Annotated in this window: 22 protein-coding genes; 7 read left to right on the forward strand and 15 right to left on the reverse strand. The window is 50.0% G+C overall.

Annotation, left to right across the window (positions count from 1 at the left end; translation table 11 throughout):
* Positions 1-7 precede the first annotated feature (7 nt).
* Both E2566_RS17235 and E2566_RS17240 read left to right on the forward strand, forming a co-directional pair.
* Positions 8-571, forward strand: coding sequence for a hypothetical protein (locus tag E2566_RS17235; RefSeq protein ID WP_107169988.1), 564 nt, complete (start codon positions 8-10; stop codon positions 569-571).
* Complete coding sequence (locus tag E2566_RS17240; RefSeq protein ID WP_133169871.1) at positions 558-788, forward strand: hypothetical protein; 231 nt, start codon at positions 558-560, stop codon at positions 786-788. The genes E2566_RS17235 and E2566_RS17240 overlap by 14 nt, the downstream gene beginning before the upstream one ends.
* A gap of 550 nt (positions 789-1,338) precedes the next feature.
* Here the strand turns inward: E2566_RS17240 and E2566_RS21995 are convergent.
* The 3 genes from E2566_RS21995 to E2566_RS17260 form a co-directional block, all read right to left on the reverse strand.
* Positions 1,339-1,611 carry a GNAT family N-acetyltransferase gene (locus tag E2566_RS21995; RefSeq protein WP_338090073.1) on the reverse strand — a complete coding sequence of 91 codons (273 nt, stop codon included), beginning with the start codon at positions 1,609-1,611 and terminating at the stop codon, positions 1,339-1,341.
* A 267-nt stretch (positions 1,612-1,878) separates the two neighbouring features.
* Positions 1,879-2,208, reverse strand: coding sequence for a hypothetical protein (locus E2566_RS17255; protein ID WP_107169986.1), 330 nt, complete (start codon positions 2,206-2,208; stop codon positions 1,879-1,881).
* Positions 2,209-2,309: 101 nt separating this feature from the next.
* A protein-coding gene (locus E2566_RS17260; RefSeq protein WP_107171070.1) for an IS3 family transposase occupies positions 2,310-3,475 on the reverse strand; the annotation gives its coding sequence in 2 pieces (ribosomal slippage) (positions 2,310-3,229 and positions 3,229-3,475; 1,167 coding nt in all).
* A gap of 565 nt (positions 3,476-4,040) precedes the next feature.
* Here E2566_RS17260 and E2566_RS17265 point away from each other — a divergent pair.
* Positions 4,041-4,610, forward strand: coding sequence for a histidine phosphatase family protein (locus E2566_RS17265; protein WP_107168108.1), 570 nt, complete (start codon positions 4,041-4,043; stop codon positions 4,608-4,610).
* Between the two features lie 230 nt (positions 4,611-4,840).
* A complete protein-coding gene (locus E2566_RS17270; protein ID WP_025919328.1) occupies positions 4,841-4,969 on the forward strand; it encodes an entericidin A/B family lipoprotein in 129 nt (42 codons plus the stop codon).
* Between the two features lie 89 nt (positions 4,970-5,058).
* Here E2566_RS17270 and E2566_RS17275 read toward each other — a convergent pair whose 3' ends face one another.
* Genes E2566_RS17275 through aas form a run of 3 tightly spaced genes read right to left on the reverse strand, consistent with a single transcriptional unit; the run spans position 5,059 to position 8,917 of the window.
* The gene (locus E2566_RS17275) at positions 5,059-5,514 is read right to left on the reverse strand and encodes a GNAT family N-acetyltransferase (RefSeq protein ID WP_107168107.1); all 456 of its coding nucleotides are present in this window, start codon (positions 5,512-5,514) and stop codon (positions 5,059-5,061) included.
* A gap of 11 nt (positions 5,515-5,525) precedes the next feature.
* Positions 5,526-6,749 carry a lysophospholipid transporter LplT gene (gene lplT / locus E2566_RS17280; protein ID WP_107168106.1) on the reverse strand — a complete coding sequence of 408 codons (1,224 nt, stop codon included), beginning with the start codon at positions 6,747-6,749 and terminating at the stop codon, positions 5,526-5,528.
* Positions 6,746-8,917, reverse strand: a complete 2,172-nt coding sequence (gene aas / locus E2566_RS17285; RefSeq protein ID WP_107168105.1) for a bifunctional acyl-ACP--phospholipid O-acyltransferase/long-chain-fatty-acid--ACP ligase — start codon at positions 8,915-8,917, stop codon at positions 6,746-6,748. Before aas ends, lplT begins: the two co-directional genes overlap by 4 nt.
* A 632-nt stretch (positions 8,918-9,549) precedes the next feature.
* Here aas and E2566_RS17290 point away from each other — a divergent pair.
* Positions 9,550-11,205: a methyl-accepting chemotaxis protein gene (locus tag E2566_RS17290; RefSeq protein WP_075278326.1), complete on the forward strand. Its 1,656-nt coding sequence runs from the start codon at positions 9,550-9,552 to the stop codon at positions 11,203-11,205.
* A gap of 246 nt (positions 11,206-11,451) precedes the next feature.
* Here the strand turns inward: E2566_RS17290 and E2566_RS17295 are convergent, their stop codons facing one another.
* The 5 genes from E2566_RS17295 to E2566_RS17315 form a co-directional block, all read right to left on the reverse strand.
* Positions 11,452-11,904, reverse strand: coding sequence for a GNAT family N-acetyltransferase (locus tag E2566_RS17295; protein ID WP_107168104.1), 453 nt, complete (start codon positions 11,902-11,904; stop codon positions 11,452-11,454).
* A gap of 2 nt (positions 11,905-11,906) precedes the next feature.
* Positions 11,907-12,674, reverse strand: a complete 768-nt coding sequence (locus E2566_RS17300) for an FCD domain-containing protein (RefSeq protein WP_103160671.1) — start codon at positions 12,672-12,674, stop codon at positions 11,907-11,909.
* Positions 12,675-12,764: 90 nt separating this feature from the next.
* A complete protein-coding gene (locus E2566_RS17305) occupies positions 12,765-13,082 on the reverse strand; it encodes a PTS sugar transporter subunit IIB (protein ID WP_048262149.1) in 318 nt (105 codons plus the stop codon).
* A 38-nt stretch (positions 13,083-13,120) separates the two neighbouring features.
* Entirely contained in the window at positions 13,121-14,557 is a 1,437-nt protein-coding gene (locus E2566_RS17310; protein WP_107168103.1) for a glycoside hydrolase family 1 protein, read from the reverse strand.
* Positions 14,558-14,581: 24 nt separating this feature from the next.
* Positions 14,582-15,919 carry a PTS sugar transporter subunit IIC gene (locus E2566_RS17315; RefSeq protein WP_107168102.1) on the reverse strand — a complete coding sequence of 446 codons (1,338 nt, stop codon included), beginning with the start codon at positions 15,917-15,919 and terminating at the stop codon, positions 14,582-14,584.
* A 254-nt stretch (positions 15,920-16,173) separates the two neighbouring features.
* Here E2566_RS17315 and E2566_RS17320 point away from each other — a divergent pair, with 254 nt between their 5' ends.
* Positions 16,174-16,518: a PTS lactose/cellobiose transporter subunit IIA gene (locus tag E2566_RS17320; RefSeq protein WP_107168101.1), complete on the forward strand. Its 345-nt coding sequence runs from the start codon at positions 16,174-16,176 to the stop codon at positions 16,516-16,518.
* A 122-nt stretch (positions 16,519-16,640) separates the two neighbouring features.
* Positions 16,641-17,654, forward strand: coding sequence for a LacI family DNA-binding transcriptional regulator (locus E2566_RS17325; RefSeq protein WP_107168100.1), 1,014 nt, complete (start codon positions 16,641-16,643; stop codon positions 17,652-17,654).
* 60 nt (positions 17,655-17,714) lie between these two features.
* Here the strand turns inward: E2566_RS17325 and E2566_RS17330 are convergent, their stop codons facing one another.
* The 4 genes from E2566_RS17330 to E2566_RS17345 form a co-directional block, all read right to left on the reverse strand.
* Entirely contained in the window at positions 17,715-18,869 is a 1,155-nt protein-coding gene (locus E2566_RS17330; RefSeq protein ID WP_107168099.1) for a CdaR family transcriptional regulator, read from the reverse strand.
* A gap of 325 nt (positions 18,870-19,194) precedes the next feature.
* A complete protein-coding gene (gene pyk / locus E2566_RS17335) occupies positions 19,195-20,637 on the reverse strand; it encodes a pyruvate kinase (protein ID WP_107168098.1) in 1,443 nt (480 codons plus the stop codon).
* An 87-nt stretch (positions 20,638-20,724) separates the two neighbouring features.
* On the reverse strand, positions 20,725-21,882 hold the full coding sequence (locus E2566_RS17340) for a glycerate kinase (RefSeq protein WP_205942451.1): 1,158 nt from the start codon (positions 21,880-21,882) through the stop codon (positions 20,725-20,727).
* Positions 21,883-21,894: 12 nt separating this feature from the next.
* Positions 21,895-23,199 carry a GntP family permease gene (locus tag E2566_RS17345; protein WP_107168097.1) on the reverse strand — a complete coding sequence of 435 codons (1,305 nt, stop codon included), beginning with the start codon at positions 23,197-23,199 and terminating at the stop codon, positions 21,895-21,897.
* Positions 23,200-23,499: the final 300 nt, after the last annotated feature.

Raw genomic sequence — 23,499 nt, forward strand, 5'->3', positions numbered from 1 at the left:
ACGATAAGTGCGTATAGAAGAAGAGGTTTTTCTCAGTGATTATGGCATGAGGCGAAAGAGGTTCGTCTATGATCGTCGTGTTCACCACAGCTACGTTTTTGTTGCTGGTAACGAAGTATATACGGTCATCGTTGGTAGCTTGGCTAACGAACCGACTTTTGCTCGAATTGGGTACAAAATGCCGACTGGTGTTCCATTCCCGGTTAACGGAATGGCAGAAGTTTATTTTGACGTCTTCGACGGCAATGATTTGGCCGATTTTCGTCACGTCAGTTTTGAGGGATTAGGGAGTGCTGTCGTTTTGCAAACGGTCTCGTTGGCGTTAATCGCACACTTTGAGAAATTTAACATTGGTGGTTTCGTTTTCCAGGCCGCATCAGGTGGAGTGGTTGATGTCGGTCGCCGCACTCCCCTGGAAGAGACGTATGACTATATGCTTGGGTTAAAAAATGAACCGCGCTATAATGAACGTACAGGGTTGCCAAAAAAAACTCCGCGACCACTGATACCTGAAGATTTACATGCGTACAAAACAGTTACAGAGGGGAGAGCCTGCTATGTCGTATTATAATAATCGCGAACGCTACATGCTTCTCCCTCTTATCAATGGTGAGAAGAAAGTGTTACAAGCGTTAGTTTCTGCAGAGTTGCAAACTCACTCTATCAACGCTGAGGCACATCTGCATGGCCTTAAAGCCAGCCTTACTGATGGTAAAAAACATTCTTCTTCTACCTTGCTACGCAGAAAATTGAAAGGTCGTCTTGTGCGCGAATTGCACGAGATTTAACAAAACCCTTTTTGCAACGTTCACAGCCTTAATTTCCAGTTGCTTCCCTTTTATATCAAGCAGACGCAACAAGATAGGCCTTGAACGTAAGTTGCTTGAGCAGGGCTCGTACTCATTTCCCGTCGTCAGACATACGCTATTTTTTCTGTACGAAACAGATAGCGTCATTATTGTCAGAATACTTCATTCGTCGCAGGACATTGTGCGGCACCTCCAGCGGCCATGAGCTGCATTAGCTCAGACTTTAACTGACCGTTTTTCGCGGACAGAACACAATCACATCTGACTGGCTGTAATGAGCGACAGCGGACATAGCGACTCGCTATTAAGGCTGGTAACTAGAGTGCCTACTTTGCTTTATGAATTGGTTGTATATTCTTGCACATGAAAACACTTAGTGGATCTGCGATGTCAGGGGGAAAAGCCTCACAAACAACATATCCGCATCGGCGATATAGAGCTATAGCTACTTGCTGATGAATACCTGTTTCCAGGCGTAATTGGTAGCAAGCATTACTTAGCGCAAGATTTTCAAGAGATGCAACGACCTCTATCCTAGTTTACGGCCCCTAAACTCTGGGCGAATGTAGACCCGCTTCACCTCACCAAAGCCACCTTCCTGAAAGAGCAAAGCGCCGCAACCTGTTGGAATTCCATGCTCATCTCTTGCAATGACACAGCGCAGTTTCTCATCACTGACAGTGGAAAAATCCAGACAATGATCACTTTCGACTGGATAAAGCTCACGTTGAAAAGCATCAAGCTCACCCACCAGACAGCCCAACTCAGCATCATCTTTATTAACTTCTGAAATGTAGAACATTGATCATCTCCAATTTATCTTTGGTCTGATGAATCTATCACTGAATTTCAACCCTGTTTTAAAAACCTTTGACTAACTAATTACTATTTATAAGAAAATATTTTATTGACCTAATGCACTAACTTCCACTTCTGGCACAAAGCCGTCGTTCGAGTCGGATTGAAGGTCTGGTATGAGCGAGGTGCGAAAGCTGGATTTAATACACATTTCTCTTTTTATCACAAGCCAGCTTCTGCATTAATCAATAGCTAGACACTTGATGGATACTCATACTGCTCGCTGATTACCAAATTGGTTTTCATATACATCCAAATGATTTTTAAAGTATTTTCTATAATCATCAGCGGAATTTATTAAAATTGTCACCTCAATAAATGTTTCATCCAGTTCTTCTGAATAATCTTCGATAGCGATGAAACCATTAGCTATTTCTTCATCTATCCCTTTAATGAATAGTTTACATCCCGTTTTATCAGCATTTGGTGAATAAAACTGAGTAGGTATAAAAGCTCCATGAACTATGCCCATAGGGGGATCGCCAAACTCTAATTCAGAAACACCAATAATTTTATCTTCTTTTCTAATCTCGAATGCCACGTAATTACTCCTAAGTTATTGATTCTTGTTGTCGGTAAACCTGTTTATAAACCAAGTGACTATATCTATACCCTAAATAATTCGAGTTTCAGGTGTAGTGGTCAACAAAAACTGGCCACCGTGTTAGAGTTTTTCCAGTATCGGTTTTCCGATTCGTTTGGGGGCAACCCACCGTTATAGTCATGCGGCCTGAGTGAGCTGTAATATCCCACGATGTAGTCCGTGATAGCGTGAGCGGCTTCGCTGAAGTTCATATAGCCCATTACGGGTATCCACTCATTTTTCAGGCTTCTAAAGAACCGTTCCATCGGACTGTTATCCCAGCAGTTCCCGCGTCGGCTCATGCTCTGTTTGATCCGATAGCGCCACAGCAACTGCCGGAACTGCCTGCTTGTATAATGACTACCCTGATCACTATGGAACATGACACCCGCAGGTTTGTCTCGGGTTTCCCAAGCCATATCGAGTGCCTTAGACGTGAGCTTACTGTCGGGTGAGAATGACATTGCCCAACCCACCGGCTTTCTGGCAAACAGATCGAGAACAACAGCAAGGTAAGCCCAACGCTTGCCTGTCCAGATATAGGTCACATCGCCGCACCATACCTGATTGGGTTCTGTCACTGCGAACTGACGATCAAGATAATTTGGGACGGCAACATGCTCCTGACCTCCTCGCTTATACCTGTGCGCGGGTTGCTGGCAACTGACAAGTCCCAACTCTTTCATCAACTGACGAGCCAGCCAGCGTCCCATTCGGAAGCCCTTAAGTGTAGCCATGGTTGCGATACTTCTTGCTCCTGCGGAGCCATGGCTGGCGCAGTGCAGTTCCTGAACCAGACTGCGACAATGTATCCGGTGGGCATCCGGTTCGATTGGTCGTGCTTTCCAGTATTTGTAACTGCTGCGATGAACCCCGAACACATGACAAAGTGTTGCCACGGGATAACGCGTCTTGAGTTTCCCGATTAACGAGAATTGTTCAGGGAGTCTGACATCAAGAGCGCGGTAGCCTTTTTTAATATTTCGTTTTCCATTTCAATACGTTGTAGTTTTTTCTTTAACTCACGTATCTCAATCTGTTCAGGTGTAATGGGTGACGCTTTTGGTGATTTACCTTGCCGTTCTTCTCGTAACTGTCTGACCCAGCGCGTCATAGTCGACAGGCCAACATTCATGGCATTGGCGGCGTCAATAACAGTGTAATTTTGGTCGAGAACCAACTGAGCAGATTCACGCTTAAATTCGGGGCTGAAACGTCTTCTCATTGTGTCACCTGTGTTGTTATGAGATGAAGAATATCACCTCTTATCAGGTGGCCAAATTCATTAAACCACTACAAGGCAGGCGGCAAGAGAAGGACAAATTCGTCGGGAACGAATTTGACCAGCCAATGGCTGGCCTTCGGTGAGAGACAGGATGTCTCTCATTCCATCCCAATGAGTTTACTCAGGTAAGTGATTCGGGTAGGTGCAGATTTGAACGCTGCTTGCAGCGGCCCTTCAGGGCGAGGCCCACGACGGGCAGAGTATGTGAACGCAGCCAACGCACATGCAACTTGAAGTATGACGGATATATATTGGTTGTTTTCATCGTATATAAGTAAGCGCTCTATGTCATGAGATTCGGTTTCTAATACGTAGCGGCCAAAACCAAGGGCCTATCAGGTCTGCTATGAGCTATTTAAAAATATTGTGGTACTTTCAGCCGATTTTGTCCGGCATCCTCTGGACTCTCGCAACCTGTATGGTCAATTCAAAAAATGGTGGTATAACATCATCGCTTCAACGCATTAATCTGCGAGACCGATAAACAATAAACAAGAAGCAATATATGGAAATTATTTTGATGCGTCATGGAAAGCCCACTTACACTGGCAATCCGAAAGTGACTTGCGATGAAATGTCTGAATGGGTTGCACAATACAATCTTTCGGATACGGGCAGCGATATGCCTCCAGAATCAAGCAAATCAATGGTATCCAAAGCATCGCTGATAATCAGTAGCCCTCTGCCAAGAGCACTTTCTTCTTTAAGTGCGCTCGGATGTGAACCAGACATCATTGACGACGTGTTCAGGGAAGCTGACCTACCTTTAATCAGGATACATGGCATTAAGTTACCCCCCACATACTGGACAGTTTTTTTTCGTGTCATGTGGCTCTGTGGCATGTCAAATAGGGCTGAGAGCTTAGGAATGGCAAAAAAACGTGCTTTCAAGGCCGCAGAATTACTGGTAAATCATGCTAAAAAATCAAATCGTCCCGTGTTGCTGATGGGACACGGCGTTATGAATCGGCTTATTGCAAGAGAACTCATATCGTTGGGTTGTATAGAAGGCTGTCGCCAGGGAAGAGAGTACTGGAACGTCGGCGTTTACAAACTTCCGCAAGTAAAATCTTAAGTACATATACAATGTATTTCCACCACTACCACAAAGCGACCTGCCAGATTAGGTTTAGCTCTGTGCAGCAACAGAGCCAATTCAGACCTGAGCTACTACGCATAGGCAGCAACATAATCTCAAACAATATCAGCCAGTTCAGGCCATACACGGATTGAATTTTTACCTGCGGTTATGACACAGTAGAAACCTATCACGCTCTGTTTATCAACCACCTGCGGGTAACGATGATGAAACGTATAACAACAATCGTAGTAGCGCTGCTGGTCACAGCAACATTGAGCGGCTGCAATACCACGCGCGGCTTTGGCGAAGATGTGCAGAAACTAGGGAGTAAAATTTCCCACGCAGCCAGCTAATTCACCGCCAGATAAAAAAACCGGCAATCACTATGCCGGTTTTTTCTTTACGCTGCGCCCCAATCCCTTTCACGACCGAATAATATCCCTCAGAACGCCGACAGCATATCAATGTGCGGAATGCCGTCTTCGTCGTATACCTCACCGGTCGGCACAAAGCCAAACGCGCCGTAGAACGTTTGCAGATGGGCCTGCGCAGACAGGAAAAGATGCTTTTGCGGCCAGTGACGTGCGCAGGCAATCAGCGCGTGTTCCATGAGCTGATGCCCCAGATGTTGTCCGCGGGCGTGCGGCGCGACAATCACCCGCCCAATCGTTACCACATCATTGTTCGGATGCGGCGCGAGCAGCCGGGCATAGGCGGCCAGCTTACCGTCGCGGTATGCCGCAATATGGCGATTGCCTTCCACCAGATCGCGACCATCAATATCCAGATAGGGGCAGGTTTGCTCCACTACAAATACCTGACTGCGCAACGCCAGTATGTCATGCAGTGCATACACATTAAGGTCTGTCACATTCCAGTCATGCCATATCAGACTCATTTTCACCCTTCCTATTCTGCACTGGCAGAACGCGCACGACGCTTAGCCAGAATCAGCCATACCCACAGCAGCGCAATCGACAACGCAAACAAAACGCCAAAGCCTATCCCGATCGCGATAACCGAGACGCCCAGTTTCACCACCAGAGAATAGAGCCCCAGCATTAGCAGCATAGCGCCGTTTTCGCCCAGATTCTGTACGGCGATTGCATTACCCGCGCCGACGCTGGCCTTCCCACGTTCCTGCAACAGTGCATTGAGCGGGACAATAAAGAACCCACCGAGCGCCCCTAGCAGAATCAGCAGAGAATAAGCACTCATAAGATTATGCTGAAGCGTGAAAATCACCACCACCACGCCGATCAAGAACCCCGCAGGCAAGCAGCGCCGTACGTTATCAAGCGTCACCAGTTTGGCTGCGCCACCCGCTCCCAGCACGATCCCAACGGCAACCATTGCATTAAGCAGCGTCGGCGTCGCGTTATCGGTAATCCCAAGCGCATGTGGCACCCACAGAACCAGCAGAAAGCGCAGCGTTACACCCGCGCCCCAGAACATGCTGGTGCCGATCAACGAAAGCCGGGCATCGCCATCACGCCACAGCACCCGACAGGCAGAAAAGAAGCTGCCCGCCATCTGTACCGGATGCCACGGCTGCCCTGGACGCGCGGCGTTGAGATGTGGGATCAGCATATTCGCCCCCAGCGCTACGCCGTAAGCCACCGCGCAAACTGACAGCGCCCCGTAAATATTCCAGTCTGCCAGCACGCCCCCTGCGACAGAGCCAGTCAGGATCGCTGCAATGGTCGAGGCTTCCATCAAACCGTTGGCTTTTACCAACTGATCGCCACGTGTGATCTCACCCAGAATGCCGTATTTCGCGGGGGAATACGCGGCGGCACCAATGCCCACCAGCGTGTATCCCAGAAACGGATTACCGCCTACGCAAATGAGCAGCGCGCCCGCCAGTTTCAGGGTATTGGCGAACATCATCACCCGACCTTTGGCAAAGCTATCCGCTATTTGCCCAACAAACGGCGCTAAAACGATGTATGCCGCCACAAACCCCATCTGCAAAAATGGCTGGCTCCAGTCGGGATACACCAGCTGTTTGATCAGCGCTAACGTAGCAAACAGCAACGCGTTATCACCAAACGCGGAGAAGAACTGCGCGATAATCACCGCGCTCATACTGCGCGACAGCAAAGGCGTCGCGGGTTCAGTCTGTTGACTCATGCATTCGGCTCCGACGCGTTAGTTGCTGGTTCTTCGGCCATGTGACGCAGCGTGACAAAGTCAGGCTTGCCGCTGCCAAGTAGCGGTAAGGCTTTCACATAGCGAATATCGCGCGGTACTGCCAGTTCTGGTACACCGCTGCGGCGGGCTTGTGCAAGCAGCACATCACGAGTTATTTGGCTGTCTGTGGTAAACAGCACCAGCGCCTCACCTTTGCTGCTGTCGCTTTTCGCACTCGCAGCATGCTGCGCCTCCGGCGACACCTTCACCGCCAGTTGTTCCACGCTTTCGAGCGAGACCATCTCCCCTGCCAGCTTGGCAAACCGCTTCACACGGCCGATGATGGTGCAGAATCCTCTTTCGTCCAGTTCCACAATATCGCCAGTGTCATACCAACCCTGCTGCAATTCGCCTTCCGCATTTTCTGCCGCAGGCGCTTCGAGTACGCCGGGGTTTTCCACCCGCAGATACCCTTTCATGATATTCGGCCCACGCAGTTGCAGACGACCACCGCGCGTGATGCCCGGCACCGTAATCAAACGCGATTCAATTTCCGGTAACAGCAGGCCGACAGAATGGATCTTGGTCGCCATCGGCACGTTGATTGCCACCACTGGCGCACATTCGGTCACGCCATACCCTTCCAGGATGCGGATACCAAATTTGTCCTGCCAGACCTGACGCGTCGTTTCCGACAGCTTCTCCGCGCCAGCCACGACATAGCGCAAACGAGCAAAATCATACGGATGGGCGAAGCGTGCATAGTTGCCTAAAAACGTAGACGTACCAAACAGCACGGTACAGTTCTGGTCGTAAACCAGCTCCGGCACGATGCGATAGTGCAGCGGACTGGGGTAAAGAAACACGCGTGCGCCCGTCATCAACGGTGTTAACAGACCCACCGTCAGGCCAAACGCATGGAACAGCGGCAGCGCGGACATAAAGCGGTCGCGCGGCGTGAAATCCGCTACGGTGCGAATCTGTTCGACGTTTGCCAACAGGCTGTCGTGGGAATGCACCACACCTTTCGGATTCCCCTCGGAGCCCGAAGTAAACAGCACGATGGCTGCATCATCAGGTTTCTGCGGCAGCATCGCGCGGGCAGGAAACAGCAGATGAAACAAGATCCACAGCTTATCGACCAGCGTCACGGTATCTTTCAAATCTTCCAGATAAACCCAGTTGGCCTCGCTGACCTGCTTCGGCAGATCCGTCAACTTGCCTTTTTCAAGAAACTGGCGAGACGTGACGATCGTTTTGATCCCTGCCGCTTTCATCGCACTTTGTAGCCCTTTCGCGCCCGCCGTGTAGTTCAGCATGGCGGGAATGCGGTTACGCAGCGATGCACCCAGAATGGATGCCGCAGTGATGGTCGCATTCGGCAACAGCATACCGACATGCTCATCGGCGCGGGTGAAGCGCTGTAAAATGCGCGAGACACCCAGCGATTTTTTCAATAAACCTTGATAGCTGTCTTCATTGAATGAGATATCCGCAATACTGGCGGAATGCCGCCCGTAGCGGGTTCTCGCCGCCAGAAAGGCCTGATACAGCGTATGTTGCGGACGCGTTTCCATTCGCGCCTTCATCATAATCTGGTGCAAGCGTTCACCGGCCAGCGCACGGCGTTCTCTGGCACTGCTGGCTTCCGGCATCGGCAACGTGGTCGGCGGCAAATAGGTGATCGTAATCTGCGGGAGGCAGCGGCGTTTAAATACGCCCGCCAGTCGACCAAACGGCGTGAACTCGGCACCATCGATACGCACGGGGATGATCGTTGCCCCTGATTTCGCGGCGACAAACGCCGCACCGCTGTAAATCTTCATCAACGAACCGGTGACGCTAATACGCCCTTCCGGGAAAACGACAACAGGCTGGCCGCGTTCAATCACTTTGATCAACCCCTTGATCGCCAGAGGTTTAGTCGGATCTAACGGCACAAAATCGATATAAGGCTTCAACCAGCGCATAAACCAGCGATCGGAAATGGAGGAATACACGGCAAAGACGGGTTTTATCGGTAAGAATAACGCCAGCAGAACACCATCAAGAAAAGAGACGTGATTGGGGGTGATGAGCAATTTGGATTGCTGGAATTGGCTGCTGTCGCCCTCGATCCGGATGCGGTACAGACGCTGGAACACCCAACGTAACAGGGTATAAATCATGCCTTCTCCCAATAGACAGATAAACGGGTAGCTTGCTGAGGCACAAACCACCGAGCGATACGTCAAAATACTACATACTCATCAGACTTCAAGCGACGGATATACGGCTTAACGCGAAGATTGCCGTCGGCACATCATTCACATAGCATTAATCACGTAGGGGATAGCGAAAGCGGGAATTCAGGCAAAAAAAAACCTACGCATCCGCGTAGGTTGGTGTAATCAAATGATTTCAATGTACAGAGTACATCGATATATCACCAATCAATACCTCTGGGACTTGTTACTCTAAGGATCGCCACTTATCTTCACCAGCGATGAATCGAAAGAGTTATTCTATAAGTGCAACCAACTGTAAAATTCTAGCGAATCATGTAAGGCAACCGCCTTCTCAGCGCCTTTTCGCCAGATAAATGCCGCTATTTACCCCTAAAGGTTCCTTTTCTCTCCGATTCCGCTTTTTCACCTTTTTCCCGCCCGATCACATTTCCTGATTTTTTATCGGTAAATGACCACTCAAATACAGGGGTGTTAGTCCACTTTTTCAACAGAATCAATCAGAAAGTGAGGAGTAGGATCGCGGAGTCTGCATGGGGCAGACGTTGAATTTAACCAGGTGTGTGTAACGAATAATGAAGAACTACAAAATAGGTACCCGACTGGCCGGTGGCTTTGGCCTTCTTATTGCGCTTTCGTTGGCGATGCTGACCAGCGGTATTTACCAACTTAACCAGGTATCCAGCAGTACACAACAGATGATGCAAGAACCGCTGCGCAAGGAAAGGCTGGCATCTGACTGGCATGCCACGCTTGTCGCGGGGGTTCAGCGCAGTATGGCGGTAGCACGCAGTAATGACGACTCGCTGGTTGAGCTATTTGCAGCCGAAAACACCCGCGCTAGTAAAGAAAGCGGTAAACGACAGGAAGATTTTGCCAGCCTGATCTCTACGCCAGAAGAAAAAGCCTTATTCGACAAAGTTGGCGAATATCGTCAGTCCTACATCAAAAAGCGCGATGCGATTATCACGGAGAAAGGCGCGGGTAACTTCGATCGCGCCAGAGCACTGTTCGATGATGAATTCGTTCCCGCTTCCAATGGCTATCTGGCAAGTGTGGAAGCACTGCGCGACCACCAGCGCGCCAGCATCGATAAAATGGGACAAGACATTAACACTGGCGCAAGCCGTGGCGATCTCATCCTTGCTATCACAGGCGCACTGAGCGCCATCATCGGCGTTCTGATCGCCTGGGTGCTCACCCGCAGTATCGTGCAGCCACTGTCGCGCGCCGTACAGGCTACGCAAGCCGTCGCGGCGGGCGATCTCACGCACAACGTGCAGCCTGAAGGGCGTGATGAAGCCGCGCAATTGCTGCACGCCCTGCAAGATATGACCGTGCGTCTGCGCTCTATTGTTGGCGAAGTTCGTCAAGGATCTGAATCCATCGCCGGTGCTTCTTCACAGCTTGCCGCGGGCAATATCGATCTTTCCAGCCGCACGGAAGAACAGGCCAGTGCACTACAGGAAACCGCCGCCTCCATTGAACAATTAAGCGCGACGGTAAAGCAAAATGCCGATAACGCGCGTCAGGCCAATCAGTTGGCACAATCGACCACGCAGCAAGCGCAGTCAGGTGGGCAACTGGTGACGGAAGTGGTGGAAACGATGGGCGCGATCGACTCTTCATCGAAGAAAATCGTCGATATCATCGGCGTCATCGATAGCATCGCGTTCCAGACCAACATCCTGGCGCTGAATGCCGCCGTAGAAGCCGCACGGGCAGGTGAGCAAGGCCGCGGTTTCGCCGTGGTCGCCAGTGAAGTACGCAGTCTGGCACAACGCAGTGCCTCTGCGGCTAAAGAGATTAAGGAGTTGATCGATCGCTCTGTTCAAACCGTGGAAGCGGGCAACCGATTGGTGGTACAAGCGGGCACATCGATACAGGACATCGTCAATGGCGTGCGCAAGGTCAGCGATCTGGTCGGAGAGATCAGCTCTGCCAGCAACGAACAAACGATGGGCATTGAGCAGGTAAACGTCGCGGTGAACCAGATGGAAGTGACCACCCAGCAGAATGCGTCACTGGTGAACGAAGCGTCGGCCGCTACGCAGTCTCTACAACAGCAGGCCGCACAGTTGGCGGAGACGGTCAGCCAGTTCCGTTTAGGCAACAGCCATCAGATCGCCCGTACGCCAGCGGCAGCGCCTTCGTTAGCCCTGCAACCTGCGCTAGCCGCACCGGGTAAGAGCGGTGTCTCTGCCAGTGAGGGAGACTGGACATCGTTCTGATGTCATATTCCCTTCAGCCCTCCTCTGCACAGTGCTGGAAGCACTACGACTTATAATGGGTTTTGCCGTTATCTGGCGTAAAAATTATGCATCGGTGGGCTTGGCCGCCGAGTGAGCGGCATGGACGCCGCGAAAGCCAGTGCCGTGTCGGGCGCGTGCTACGAGCTAGCATGAAAATAACGGTATTATCGCGCACGAAACTGCCTCTGAATTTGCATAGAAACATGACTAAGACGAAGGGACCGCCTACAGCGGCTGGTGATACAGCCGCACCGTTTTGTCCGGGTAGTCCAATCCCTCGCCGATGTAATGCCAGCCGTGGTTTTCGTAATAGCCGCTAAACGTGGCGTACAGGTAAAGGTCATCAAATCCCGCGCGACGGCAGAAATCTATTACGTGCCGTTGCAGCGCCACGCCCAGCCCTTTATCGCGATAACTTTCTTCCACATACAACGACGCCAGCCAGGGCGTCAGGTCCTGTCGGCTGATTAAATCACAGCGCCAGAGCCCCACCGTCCCGACTAAACGATCGCCATCCAACGCGATAAACGTCAGCGGCAGCGCCGCAGGATTCAGGCTATTGCGCACCACACTGGCAAAGAATTCACGGCTGTTCTGGCTACCGAAAGCCTGCCATATCCAATCGATCACCTGCTCCTGATGCTGGGGATGATCTGCCAGATAAACGATGTCCGCCATGACTAGACCAGTTTCCCTTGAAAAATCGGTACAGAATCAAACAAATAGCCGTCGAACTCCGGCGCGTCAGCGTCAGAGATTTCCATCAGCGTATTTTTGACATTTTCAAGGTGTTGCCACATCGCCTGATAAGAGCCGGACACATCGCGACGCCGCAGCGCGGCCAGAATAGCTTGATGATCCGCCAGCCATTTCAGGCGATAGCCCTGCGTGCCAACATGGGTGTAAAGCTGCTGCCAGAGCGCGTTATCGTCACGACACGCCCAGATATTGCTGACCGTTTCCAGCAGCATCTGGTTTTGCGTCGCCCCCGCAATTTGCAGGTGGAACAAGCGATCGAAATCGCCGCGGTAATCTTTTCCGGCAATTGCAGCCTGCTCTTGCTCTAGCGTTTTACGCAGGTTTTCGATATCCGCTCGCGTTGCCATGCGTGCCGCAAACGCCGCGATGTTGCTTTCCAGCAGTTGACGCGCCTGTAGCATTTCAAACGCGCCAATATGATTCTTGGCGCTGTCTGCCGCGTCATCTTCATCGGGAATACGCAGGACATAAACCCCAGACCCCTGACGAATATCAACCGTGCCTTCCAGCTCAAGCATCAGCAGCGCTTCGCGCACTATCGTGCGGCTAACGCCATAGGTTTCCGCAATATTTCGTTCAGGAGGCAGGCGCGATCCGACGGGGTAGTCCCCTGATTGAATCTTTTGGCGCAAATCACAGCCAATTTCCTGATATTGCTTCTTTTCTTGCAGAACCACATCCTTCGCCACGCTTTCACCCTACATACACTGGCCACCCTAAGTGCGGCCCTGATGTCCGCACTAATTTATCCTCACGCGTACTGACGTCGCGGCGGGACATTAGTCTACCAAACTCAGCGCCTGATCCAGTACTTTTGCACCATTTAATGTGCCGTAGGCGACAGGGTCGATCACCGCGATAGGGATCTGATAGCTATCCGTTAGCTTTTTATTTTCGTTAAGTTTGAAGCGCACCTGCGGCCCTAATAGAACCGCGATAATATCGCTGCCGAACTCCTGCAATTCATCCCGCAAATTTTGTTCCGGGATCGCGTAGATCTTAAATGCCATTCCCCGCGCTTCCGCTTCCTTCTCCATTTTGGTGACCACCAGTGAGGTCGACATGCCTGCCGAACAGGCCAGTACGATTCTTTTCATATTCCATTCCTCATTTTGGTTATCTGCGTCTATTTCTCTTATTTCTCTTCATCATCCAGCGTCAATTCAAGCCGACGCGTGTCGTGTAGCTGACGAAACCAACCGGCAGATTTTTTCGGTCTTCGTTGCCGATCCTGTTCCAGATCGATTTCGATCAATCCGTAGCGGTTTTTAAACGCGTTCATTGGCGAAACATTATCGGTAAACGCCCACAGCATGTAGCCTCGGCAGTTTGCCCCTTCTTCTTTCGCCTTCAACGTCCAGTAAAGGTGTTCAGCAATAAATGCGATGCGGTAATCGTCCTGAATCACGCCCGTATCGTCTTTAAAGCGCGCCTCATTCTCGATACCGATACCGTTTTCTGCCACAAACCACGGCGCATTGCCGTAGTCGCGCGCTATGCGTTTCGCCATGTCGTAAATGATTTTGGGATTGATCTCCCAGCCACGGGAGGTGTTCATGCGACGTCCCGGCAGCTCAAAATGCTCGTAGTAATAAGCCGGATGGAACGGCGTCTCCTTGTTCCATTCACGGCTAGGTGCTTTTACCCGATGCGGGTAATACAGGTTGATTCCTACCTCATCGACCGTGTTATCGCGAATGATCGCCAGCTCTTCTTCCGTGCAATCCCAGTTCACCTGGTGCTGAGCCAGTAGCGCGATCAGTTCCGCCGGGTATTCCCCTTTCAGCGCCGGATCGAGAAAGACGCGGTTATAAAACAGATCGTAAAGGTGTGCCGCTTTCACATCATGTGCCGCGCGGGATCGTGGATAGGTGACTTCAGGATTGAGGATCACACCAATCGATCCGCCGTCCCGGCCATACCCTTGCTGCCGAAACCGCTGCACCACTTTTGCCGTCGCCAGATTCTTGTGGTGATTCCACTGCATCCACGTGTGCGTGTTCTGCTCATAAGGGTAGCGTAGCGCGTCCAGATAAACGCGCGTCTGCACCACAATTGGCTCATTGAAGGTAAACCAACGCTTCACTTTTCCGGCATAACGGGCGAAAACGGCATCGGCGTACAGCACAAACCATTCCACCACCTGCTTTGATGACCAGCCCTGATACTTCTCCAGCAAGCAGGCGGGCAGTTCATAATGTTCAAGGCAGATCATCGGTTCGATCCCCTGCCGGTGCATTTCATCCAGCAGATTGTCGATGTAGGCGGCGTACTCCTCATCAACGATGCCTTTCTCATAATCCAGCATGAAGCGTGACCAGTTGATCGACGTACGATAGTGCGTCAGTCCCGCCAACTTCATCAGCGCGACATCTTCCCGATAGCGGTTAAAGAAGTCCGTCGCTTTCGCCGGGCCATACCCGTTATGCCAGACCTGACGATCTTGCTTGTACCAGAGATCCAGATAGGAATCCTGCCCGGCTTTCTTGCCGCTCCACCCTTCCGTTTGCCATGCCGATGCCGCCGCGCCCAGAATAAAATCCGGTGGAATAGTCAGTGAAACCTTACTCATGCGTTACCTCTCTTCTCGTCCGTTTCAGGCTTTTTCCGCTGCGGCCTGCTTTTCCGCTTCCAACTGCGCTAACTCGGCGCGGCGAGAGGCGACTTTGACAAACGGCAGATAAATCAGCATCGCAACGATGATGCACACAATCTGCGTCGCAACCGCCCCCATTGAGCCCGCCGTCGACAACCAGGCGTTGATGATTGGCGGCGTCGTCCACGGCACCATCACCACCGCTTTACCGGCAAACCCCATACTGGTGGCGAAATAACCAATCGTACCGGTCACTAACGGTGTGATAATGAAGGGAATAGCCAGAATCGGGTTGAGCATAATCGGCATACCAAAAATCACCGGTTCATTGATATTGAACACGCTGGGGCCAAAAGAGATTTTGGCAATCTCTTTCATCTCTTTGCGTTTAGACGCAATCATCACCGCCATCAGCAGGCCAATGGTCAGACCGGAACCACCGATGCTCATGTACACATCCCAGAACGGCATAGTGATAATGTTCGGGATCTCATGCCCCTGCTCGAACGCGGTCATGTTGACGGCAATCGCCCCCAGCAGAAGCGGTTCACGAATCGGCTTAATCATTTGGTTGCCGTGAATGCCGATCACCCAGAACAACTGAGCGACAAACATTAGCACCAGTAAACCGGGCAAGCTCTGCACCACGGATTCCAGCGGCTGCTGTACAACTTTATAAACGGCGTCATACAGATACATACCCGTCAGGCGGTGAAACACAAACCCAAAGGTGGCGATAGCGACCACCGTGATAATGGAAGGAAACAGCGCGGAGAAAGAGGCCGCGACGTTGGACGGCACACTGTCCGGCATTTTAATCTGTAGCCGATCGACATTTTGCAGCTTGGTATACATCTCGACAGACAGAATGGCGATAAACATCCCCAGAAATAGGCTTTTGGTATCGGAAAACTGCTTCGCCAGCACGTCTTTCACCACCATCATCTGCCCGTTGACGGCCATTTCAATCGTAGTTGGCGTAACGGCAATAAAACAGATCACCGCCAGCAGGCCGGGGAACAGCCCGCGTGAACCATTAATCTTGCCAAGCTCAATACCAATCAGAAAGACAGCACCGATAGTCAGAAAGCTGAGCGTGGCATAGTTAATGCCGCTCATGATCGGCTTAAGCTCCGCCAGGAACGAAAATAGGGGAAAACTGGCCAGACCATTTTTAGGGTCCATCACCATGTTGGAGATCAGAACGGAAAACGCGCCGACGATAATGACCGGCATCAGCGTAATAAAGGATGCCTTAATCGCCATAATGTAACGCAGGCTATTAAATTTATTGGCAAAGGAGCCCAATGAATCAATCAGTTGGTCCTTAAATGACATAACACCACCTCTTTGATCATCATATCGTTATATCGCGTGTAACACGCGGGATGGCCGTTACGCGCAGGGTAAATGCAGGTACCGCGCTTTCGCGTTTGGCATACCAAAAATCAACCATAATGAATTATTTTTCTGTGACATGATTCTCACAAGACGATATTGGAATTCCAATATGATAAAAATGTGATTTTTGGCATACCATAAATTATCAGCCAACATGGGCTGCTTTCCTGACCACAAGAAGGAAACCGACGATGAAAGACATAGAAAACGTTCCTGCATTCGATATGGAGCAAACCGTGATGGAACTGCTGATTAATGCGGGTGAAGCGCGCTCAAACGCCATGATGGCCATTCAAGCCTCACGCCAGCGAGAATGGCAACAGGCGGACAATCTGCTCGCGACGTCACAAGAAGCGGCTCGTGCCGCTCACCGCGTGCAAACACGGCTGATCGGTTTGGATGAAGGAGAAGGAAAGGTGCCAGTCAATCTGATCATGGTGCATGCGCAGGACCATCTGATGACCGCCATGCTATGCCGGGATTTGGCGGAAGAGATTGTCTTATTACGACGAGAAATGGCTACATCACAAAACTGACAAAATCTGGTTGAGAAACGAGCATCGGGCGTTAAATCCGACAATATGCCTGTGGTAATATGCTCGTAACAGGGATGGATAGGCGCTTTCAGCCCGTCATCATACTCAATTAAGGTGTAGCAATGAAAACCATGCTTGAGGTGGCAAGACGTGCGGGCGTGTCTAAAGCAACCGTATCCAGAGTGCTCAACGGCACGGGTCAGGTCAAACAGGCAACACGCGATGCCGTATTTCAGGCAATGGATGAACTCGGCTACCGTCCTAATTTTCTAGCACGCTCGCTGGCTCGCCGTACCTCAAACAGCATTGGTCTCGTTATCTCCAATTTTGACGGTCCCTATTTTGGCCGTCTGCTGCGCCGTGCTACGGATATCGCGGAAAGCAACGGTAAACACCTCATCGTAACCGACGGACACGATACGCCGGAAGATGAGCATAATGCGGTGCAACTTCTGTCTGACAGGCAATGCGACGCGATTATTCTCTATACCCGCTATATGTCCGAAACGGATCTCATGGCGCTGCTGAATACGCTGACCATTCCGATGATCGTGATGAATCGCGATCTGCCGCAGGCGCGGGAGCGCTGTATTTTCTTCCGCCAGCAGCAGGCCGCATTTGACGTGGTAAATTACCTGATCGAACAAGGTCACCGTCAGATCGCCTGCATCACCGCACCGATGCAAACGCCGACAGCACGGGCACGACTCGCAGGCTATCAGCAAGCCTTAATCGCCCACCAGATCGAAGTTGACCCGCGTAGGGTGGCACACGGAACCAGCCTGGTTGCCAGCGGCTATCAGGCTGCACAGCAGTTGCTGAATAACGGCATCGGCTTTAGTGCGCTGTTTGTCAGCAACGATCACATGGCGATTGGCGCAATGAAAGCGCTGTACGAAGCGGGGAAAAGATTGCCGCAGGATGTCTCCGTTTTCGGCTTTGACGATGAACCCTGCGCAACCTACCTGCACCCTTCACTTTCTACCGTTTACATGCCGATCGAAGAAATGGCGGCCACCGCGATTACGCAAGTACTGGATCTGATTGCAGGCAAAGACGTTAAACCACTGCAACCTTTTACTGGCGAACTGAAGCTACGTGAGTCGGTACAGAAAGGGCCATACTTTACCGTCTAATAGTATCGGCTCAGACACTTCAGCACGTCATTACCATAATGAACGTTCCCGTTTCACGCTTTAGTCATCGTCCAGTTGTACCGCGACGTAAAGCAAAAAACGATCGTCAAAATTTGCCAGATTGAGCCCTGTCAGTTCAGAAATACGCCGCAGTCGGTATTCCAGCGTATTTTTATGAATATAGAGTGCATTCGCGGTGACGGCAGCCTGTAAATTATGCCTGAACCAAGTATGCAGCGTTTTTCTAAATACCCCATTGTTATCCATCGCTTTTAGACGACGCAGTGGACGCACCAGTTCGTTGGCCTGCCATCCTCCACGTAAGCTATCGAGCAGGACAGGTAACTCCATATCCTGATAGCAGTAGCATGGTGTTTCTGGCATGCGCTGCTTACCCACTTTCATCGTCGTTTTTGCCGTATGGTATGAACGTTCAACGCCGCCATCACCGGGAAAAAAGTTGCCTAATGCCAGGCGCACACGTAGAGAACTCCCTTCTTGCAGCCGATGATATAATTTTTCCATCCGCCGTTTATGTTCTTCGGGTTCCCACCGTTCCGCATGGATAAACGCAGGCTTAAGTACCACCATCTCAGTCAGAGAGACTATCGCCATCAGGTCGTCTTTATCGGTTTCCATCAACAGTGACTGTAATTGCTGGAGTTCTGTCATCGCGGTGCTGACCCCCAGTTGCCCGCTGTCTAATTCAACAACCATCGCAATCCGAGGCTTTTGCAGATCGACCCCTAATCGCTGCGCCCATTCGCACTGTGTGGCTGAATAGGCAGAACTGCGCACCAGACTGAGTACCAACTCTTCCCGCAAACGGCTATTTTGTGCCAGTAGTTGGAGTAATCGGGCCTGTTCCAGCATCATTTCCGCCGTCATACAGACCAATTCGCCATATTGACGCAGCCCCGCTGGTGTACCGGTTAACCCGATCACACCGACAATATTCCCGTTTAAGCGCAGAGGCAGATTAACACCCGGCCTGACGCCCTGTAGCATATGCACGGACGCGTCATCAATATTAACAATACGTTCCTGCGTAAGTGCTAACAGTGCACCTTCATGTATTTCGCCAACACGCTCCTTATCACCACTACCGATAATTCGCCCTCGTGCATCCATGACATTCACATTGCAATCAATAATCTGCATTGTCCTCGTCACAATAGAGCACGCCAATTTATCATCAAAATCATAGTCAGCCATAAATTATCCCCGGCGTAGGTGGCATAAAATATAACGTGAAAATTAAGCTCTCATTTAATATCTATTTATCGTCATCATGTTTCACGCTAATAAAACCACGCCAATCATTATTATAAAAAAGAAAAAATCCACTCATTGTTTCCCGACGGGAATAAAAATCAACTTTAATTAGTTAAATTATCTGTTAGCAATCATTTATTATCGTCAACATAAAAAACCAAATAAAACCATCAATAAAAATGAATTAAAAGGTATTTTATACCTGAAACAATTCACATTTCAGGTACATAGCCAATGCATCTGCAATTTAATATATGACGATATATTAGGAGACTCGCATGATACGGCAGGTATTAGAGCTGCCAACCTGACTCATTTGATCGCCCTGCGTGAGTAAGACTAAATCTCCAGAAGCCAGATAGCCCTTTTCGCGCAGTAGCGTAATGGCATCGTGCGCAGCCGAAACCCCTTCAGCTTTGCTAGCAAAAAATAGCGGCGTTACACCACGATAGAGTGCCGCAAGATTCAGCGTCTTCTCATGACGGGACAGCGCAAAAATCGGTAAGCCTGACGTAATACGCGAGGTCATCCGTGCAGTGCGCCCTGATTCGGTCATGATGACAATCGCTTTGACACCTTTGAGGTGGTTTGCTGCATACATGGCCGACATGGCGATCGTTTCTTCAACATTATCGAACTCAACGTCAAGCCGGTGCTTAGACACGGTGACCTGAGGCTCTTTTTCTGCTCCCAAACACACTTTCGCCATAGCGATGACCGTTTCTTCCGGGTAGCTCCCCGCGGCGGTTTCCGCCGATAGCATGACGGCATCAGTGCCATCCAGCACGGCATTCGCGACATCCATCACCTCAGCACGCGTTGGCATCGGGCTGGCAATCATCGACTCCATCATTTGCGTCGCCGTAATCACAACGCGATTAAGACGACGAGCGCGTTGGATCAACGCTTTCTGCACACCAACCAGCGCAGCATCACCAATCTCTACCCCCAGATCGCCACGCGCTACCATCACCACATCAGATGCCAAAATGATGTCATCCATACATTCTGGTGTAGCGACCGCCTCAGCCCGTTCAACCTTGGCAACAATGGCCGCCTGACAACCCGCCTCACGCGCCAGTTGGCGAGCATAACGGAGATCGTCACCATTACGTGGGAATGACACGGCCAGAAAATCGACATTAATCTTGGCGGCGACCAAAATATCGGCTTTGTCTTTCTCGGTCAGTGCATCAGCAGATAACCCACCGCCCAGCTTGTTAACCCCTTTATTATTGGATAAGACACCGCCGACGGTAACGAGAGTGGTAATCTTTTCATCTGCCACACCCATCACTTTTAACTGAACGCGACCATCATCCAACAGCAAAATATCGCCGGGTACAACATCGTTCGGCAGGTTTTTATAATCGATACCGACCTGATGATTATCACCTAGCCCTCTTTCCAGACGGGCATCAAGAATAAACGTATCGCCAACATTCAAAAAAACCTTACCCTCTTTGAACGTTGACACTCTGATTTTAGGTCCCTGTAAATCCCCTAAAATCGCCACATGCTTATCAAGTTTACGTGCAATATTACGAATTTTTTCGGCACGAATAATATGATCGTCCAATGTGCCATGAGAAAAATTAAATCGAACAACATTCACGCCCGCGCTAATGATTTTCTCCAGATTATCATCACGATCGGTGGCTGGCCCCAGTGTTGCAACAATTTTAGTTCTTCTTAAAAATGCAGTCATTTCTCTTCCTGTTTTTATCCTAAAAAACGATGTTATGTATCCATTCCGTATAAGAAATGGAAAGCAATCCGCTGCAAAAAATAGGGACTAATGATGGATAGACGTCGCCTTAATTAAACGTCCAATATTTTCACAAGCGCGTTCCATATTTAACGCCCCTTCTTTTAATAAACCATCGATACTTTTCGCATGGGGAATAATACCGAAGATGGCGTCAATACCTTCCTGATAGAGATCTTCAACACCGCTTCCTACACAGCCAGATACCGCAATCACCGGGACGCTATTTTCCTTCGCCGTTCTTGCCACACCGTAGGGGGTTTTACCAAATTTGGTCTGACTATCAATACGTCCTTCCCCCGTAAAACAGAAATCGGCTTCAGACAATTTTTCCCTCAGCCCGCTGTACTCAATCACAATCTCAATGCCTTTTTGCAGCGTGCAATCGGTAAACGCCATCAGGCCTGCCCCCAACCCCCCCGCAGCTCCCGCGCCGGGCTGGCTAGCGATATCTTTACCCAACTGTGCCTTAATAAGCGTGGCATAGTGAGACAGATTGCCGTCGAGCATGCTCACCATTTCAGGCGTTGCTCCCTTTTGCGGTCCAAAAATATGTGAAGCACCATTTTCACCACACAATGGGTTAGTCACATCACACGCCACCAGAATATCTATGCCAGCCAGACGCTGATCAATGCCAGAAATATCAATATGATGTAGTCTTCCTAATGCACCACCGCCACGGTTTAGCCGTTCACCGGCTTCATCATAGAATTTCACCCCAAGCGCTTCTGCCATCCCTGCGCCACCATCATTGGTTGCGCTACCACCGATACCCAGGATGATCTTTTTGATCCCCTTATCCAGGCAGGCACGAATCAACTGGCCGGTGCCGTAAGTCGTCGTGATCAAAGGATTTTTGGTGTCCTGATTAACATGGTGAATACCGCTGGCAGAGGCCATTTCAATCACGGCAATGTCACCGTCGCCCATCACACCATAGGTTGCTTCAACCGGCTCGCCCAATGGACCAACCACCGTTTGCTGGAAAATTTGTCCCTGTGTCGCATCAATCAATGATTGCACGGTGCCTTCACCGCCATCTGCCATGGGTACGTGAATATACGTCGCTTCAGGGAATATCTTTTTCAGACCTTTTTCCATGGCAATACACACTTCTTTTGCCGTCATGCTTTCCTTGAAGGAGTCTGGTGCCAAAACAAACGTTTCATTTTTCATGTTCATTATCTCGCTACCTTATAAAACAAAACCGTACAAAACCGTTGAGACAATGGCCATTGTCCCCCCTACCAGCGCCTCATAAGGAATTAAGGCCATACGCTGCCGAATACTCATATTCATGCTTTGTGCTGTGACGTGGAAATAATTACCCTGCGGTAGAGAGTCAATAACGGTAGCGCCAGTATGAACCATGACGGCGGAGGCAATGGGAGGAGCGCCAATATGCGAAATAGCATCGCCAAATGTTCCTGTCGCTAAAATAACGCCAGTAGATGTTGATGCTGTGGCAGCAGCCATCAAAATACCCGATATCGGTGCCAGGAAGGTGCCGGAAATACCTAGAACATTAATTAATGCGACAACCTGTATCGATAAATTTGAAGCGGCAATTAATCCGGCAATCGCACCTGCACCAATTAAAATCAGCACGGTGGCCGTCATTTTCTCCAACCCGGATGCCGTGTAAGCCAACATTTTGTGTTGTTGTCCCATCGCTATCAAACCAATAAACCCCGCCAGCGGCAGTACATACATCGCATCAAGTTTAAAAGAAGAGAGCAGGCCAATATGCAAAATAGAACCAATGGGATTCAGCATCAGCAGAACAACGGCAACCAACGGTGCTACAATCGCTTTGCCAAGCGTCGGATAGGCCTTTTCACTGGCCGTGGCAGACAGGGCATTCGCTTCCTGTTCGCTGACCTTGACACCTTTGTTCTTCAGTAATGTGGCAACGACCACTGCCATTATCATGCCGCAAACCGCAGGAATAAAACCGGCAATCATCACATCACTCAAGCTCAGGTGAAACCCATTCGCTGCTGCAATGGTATTCGGATTCGGTGAAATAATATTGCCCGCTTTTCCGCCACCAGACAGTGCCAATAGCAATGCCAACTTTGACACGCCCATTTTATTCCCAACAGACAGCGCGATCGGGGCAACAATTAACACGGCAACAGGAATAAATACGCCAACGGAGGTAATAATCATCGTTGCTAACGTCAGCGCTAAAATAGCTTTTCCTTCCCCCATTTTTCTTACGATTGCCTGGGCAATCGTTTCTGCGGCTCCTGACTCCATCATCACTCCTGCTAAAACACCAGCCGCCAATACGCGGATAACGGTGCCCATCACACTTTGTGTGCCGGAGGTTAATAGTGAAATAGTTTGATCTAAATTGGCTCCGCCAATCACAGCGCCAATGATGGCACCAAAAAACAAAGAATAGACGGGATTAACTTTTCTGAGAATAAGAAGTATAGCAATAAACAAACCTATTAAAGCCCCATACCAACCAAGGGGTTCCATTGCATGCATAATTAAACCTCTTCTTGTTTTTTATAAAAAATAGACAGCAGGGTACGAATACAAATCTTTTTCCTGGCCGATTTGTATTAAATGATGTTTTAAATTCTATTAACGATTAATAAAGAACAACGTTAAAACCTCGCCCTATTAATATTTCACGATGGTTATTCTATGCTTTCCTAATAAATCGACCTATGTGTCCAGACACGAAAAAAATGGGCATTTGAATAAAAAAAACTGTGTCAGAGAACAAGATAGCGAGAGGTTTATCACATTGTGATTTGGCGACAGCAGAAACGAAGGTTGGTC

The organism is Pectobacterium punjabense (assembly GCF_012427845.1).
GTDB classification, from domain to species: domain Bacteria; phylum Pseudomonadota; class Gammaproteobacteria; order Enterobacterales; family Enterobacteriaceae; genus Pectobacterium; species Pectobacterium punjabense.

Coding starts and splice junctions, on each gene's coding strand:
- E2566_RS21995 (WP_338090073.1), bottom strand. CDS start 1,611: ATGTTCTACATTTCAGAAGTTAATAAAGATGATGCTGAGTTGGGCTGT.
- E2566_RS17275 (WP_107168107.1), bottom strand. CDS start 5,514: ATGAGTCTGATATGGCATGACTGGAATGTGACAGACCTTAATGTGTAT.
- E2566_RS17270 (WP_025919328.1), top strand. CDS start 4,841: ATGAAACGTATAACAACAATCGTAGTAGCGCTGCTGGTCACAGCAACA.
- E2566_RS17340 (WP_205942451.1), bottom strand. CDS start 21,882: ATGAACATGAAAAATGAAACGTTTGTTTTGGCACCAGACTCCTTCAAG.
- E2566_RS17325 (WP_107168100.1), top strand. CDS start 16,641: ATGAAAACCATGCTTGAGGTGGCAAGACGTGCGGGCGTGTCTAAAGCA.
- E2566_RS17305 (WP_048262149.1), bottom strand. CDS start 13,082: ATGAAAAGAATCGTACTGGCCTGTTCGGCAGGCATGTCGACCTCACTG.
- E2566_RS17240 (WP_133169871.1), top strand. CDS start 558: ATGTCGTATTATAATAATCGCGAACGCTACATGCTTCTCCCTCTTATC.
- E2566_RS17265 (WP_107168108.1), top strand. CDS start 4,041: ATGGAAATTATTTTGATGCGTCATGGAAAGCCCACTTACACTGGCAAT.
- E2566_RS17320 (WP_107168101.1), top strand. CDS start 16,174: ATGAAAGACATAGAAAACGTTCCTGCATTCGATATGGAGCAAACCGTG.
- E2566_RS17315 (WP_107168102.1), bottom strand. CDS start 15,919: ATGTCATTTAAGGACCAACTGATTGATTCATTGGGCTCCTTTGCCAAT.
- pyk (WP_107168098.1), bottom strand. CDS start 20,637: ATGACTGCATTTTTAAGAAGAACTAAAATTGTTGCAACACTGGGGCCA.
- lplT (WP_107168106.1), bottom strand. CDS start 6,749: ATGAGTCAACAGACTGAACCCGCGACGCCTTTGCTGTCGCGCAGTATG.
- E2566_RS17295 (WP_107168104.1), bottom strand. CDS start 11,904: ATGGCGGACATCGTTTATCTGGCAGATCATCCCCAGCATCAGGAGCAG.
- E2566_RS17330 (WP_107168099.1), bottom strand. CDS start 18,869: ATGGCTGACTATGATTTTGATGATAAATTGGCGTGCTCTATTGTGACG.
- E2566_RS17345 (WP_107168097.1), bottom strand. CDS start 23,199: ATGCATGCAATGGAACCCCTTGGTTGGTATGGGGCTTTAATAGGTTTG.
- E2566_RS17290 (WP_075278326.1), top strand. CDS start 9,550: ATGAAGAACTACAAAATAGGTACCCGACTGGCCGGTGGCTTTGGCCTT.
- aas (WP_107168105.1), bottom strand. CDS start 8,917: ATGATTTATACCCTGTTACGTTGGGTGTTCCAGCGTCTGTACCGCATC.
- E2566_RS17310 (WP_107168103.1), bottom strand. CDS start 14,557: ATGAGTAAGGTTTCACTGACTATTCCACCGGATTTTATTCTGGGCGCG.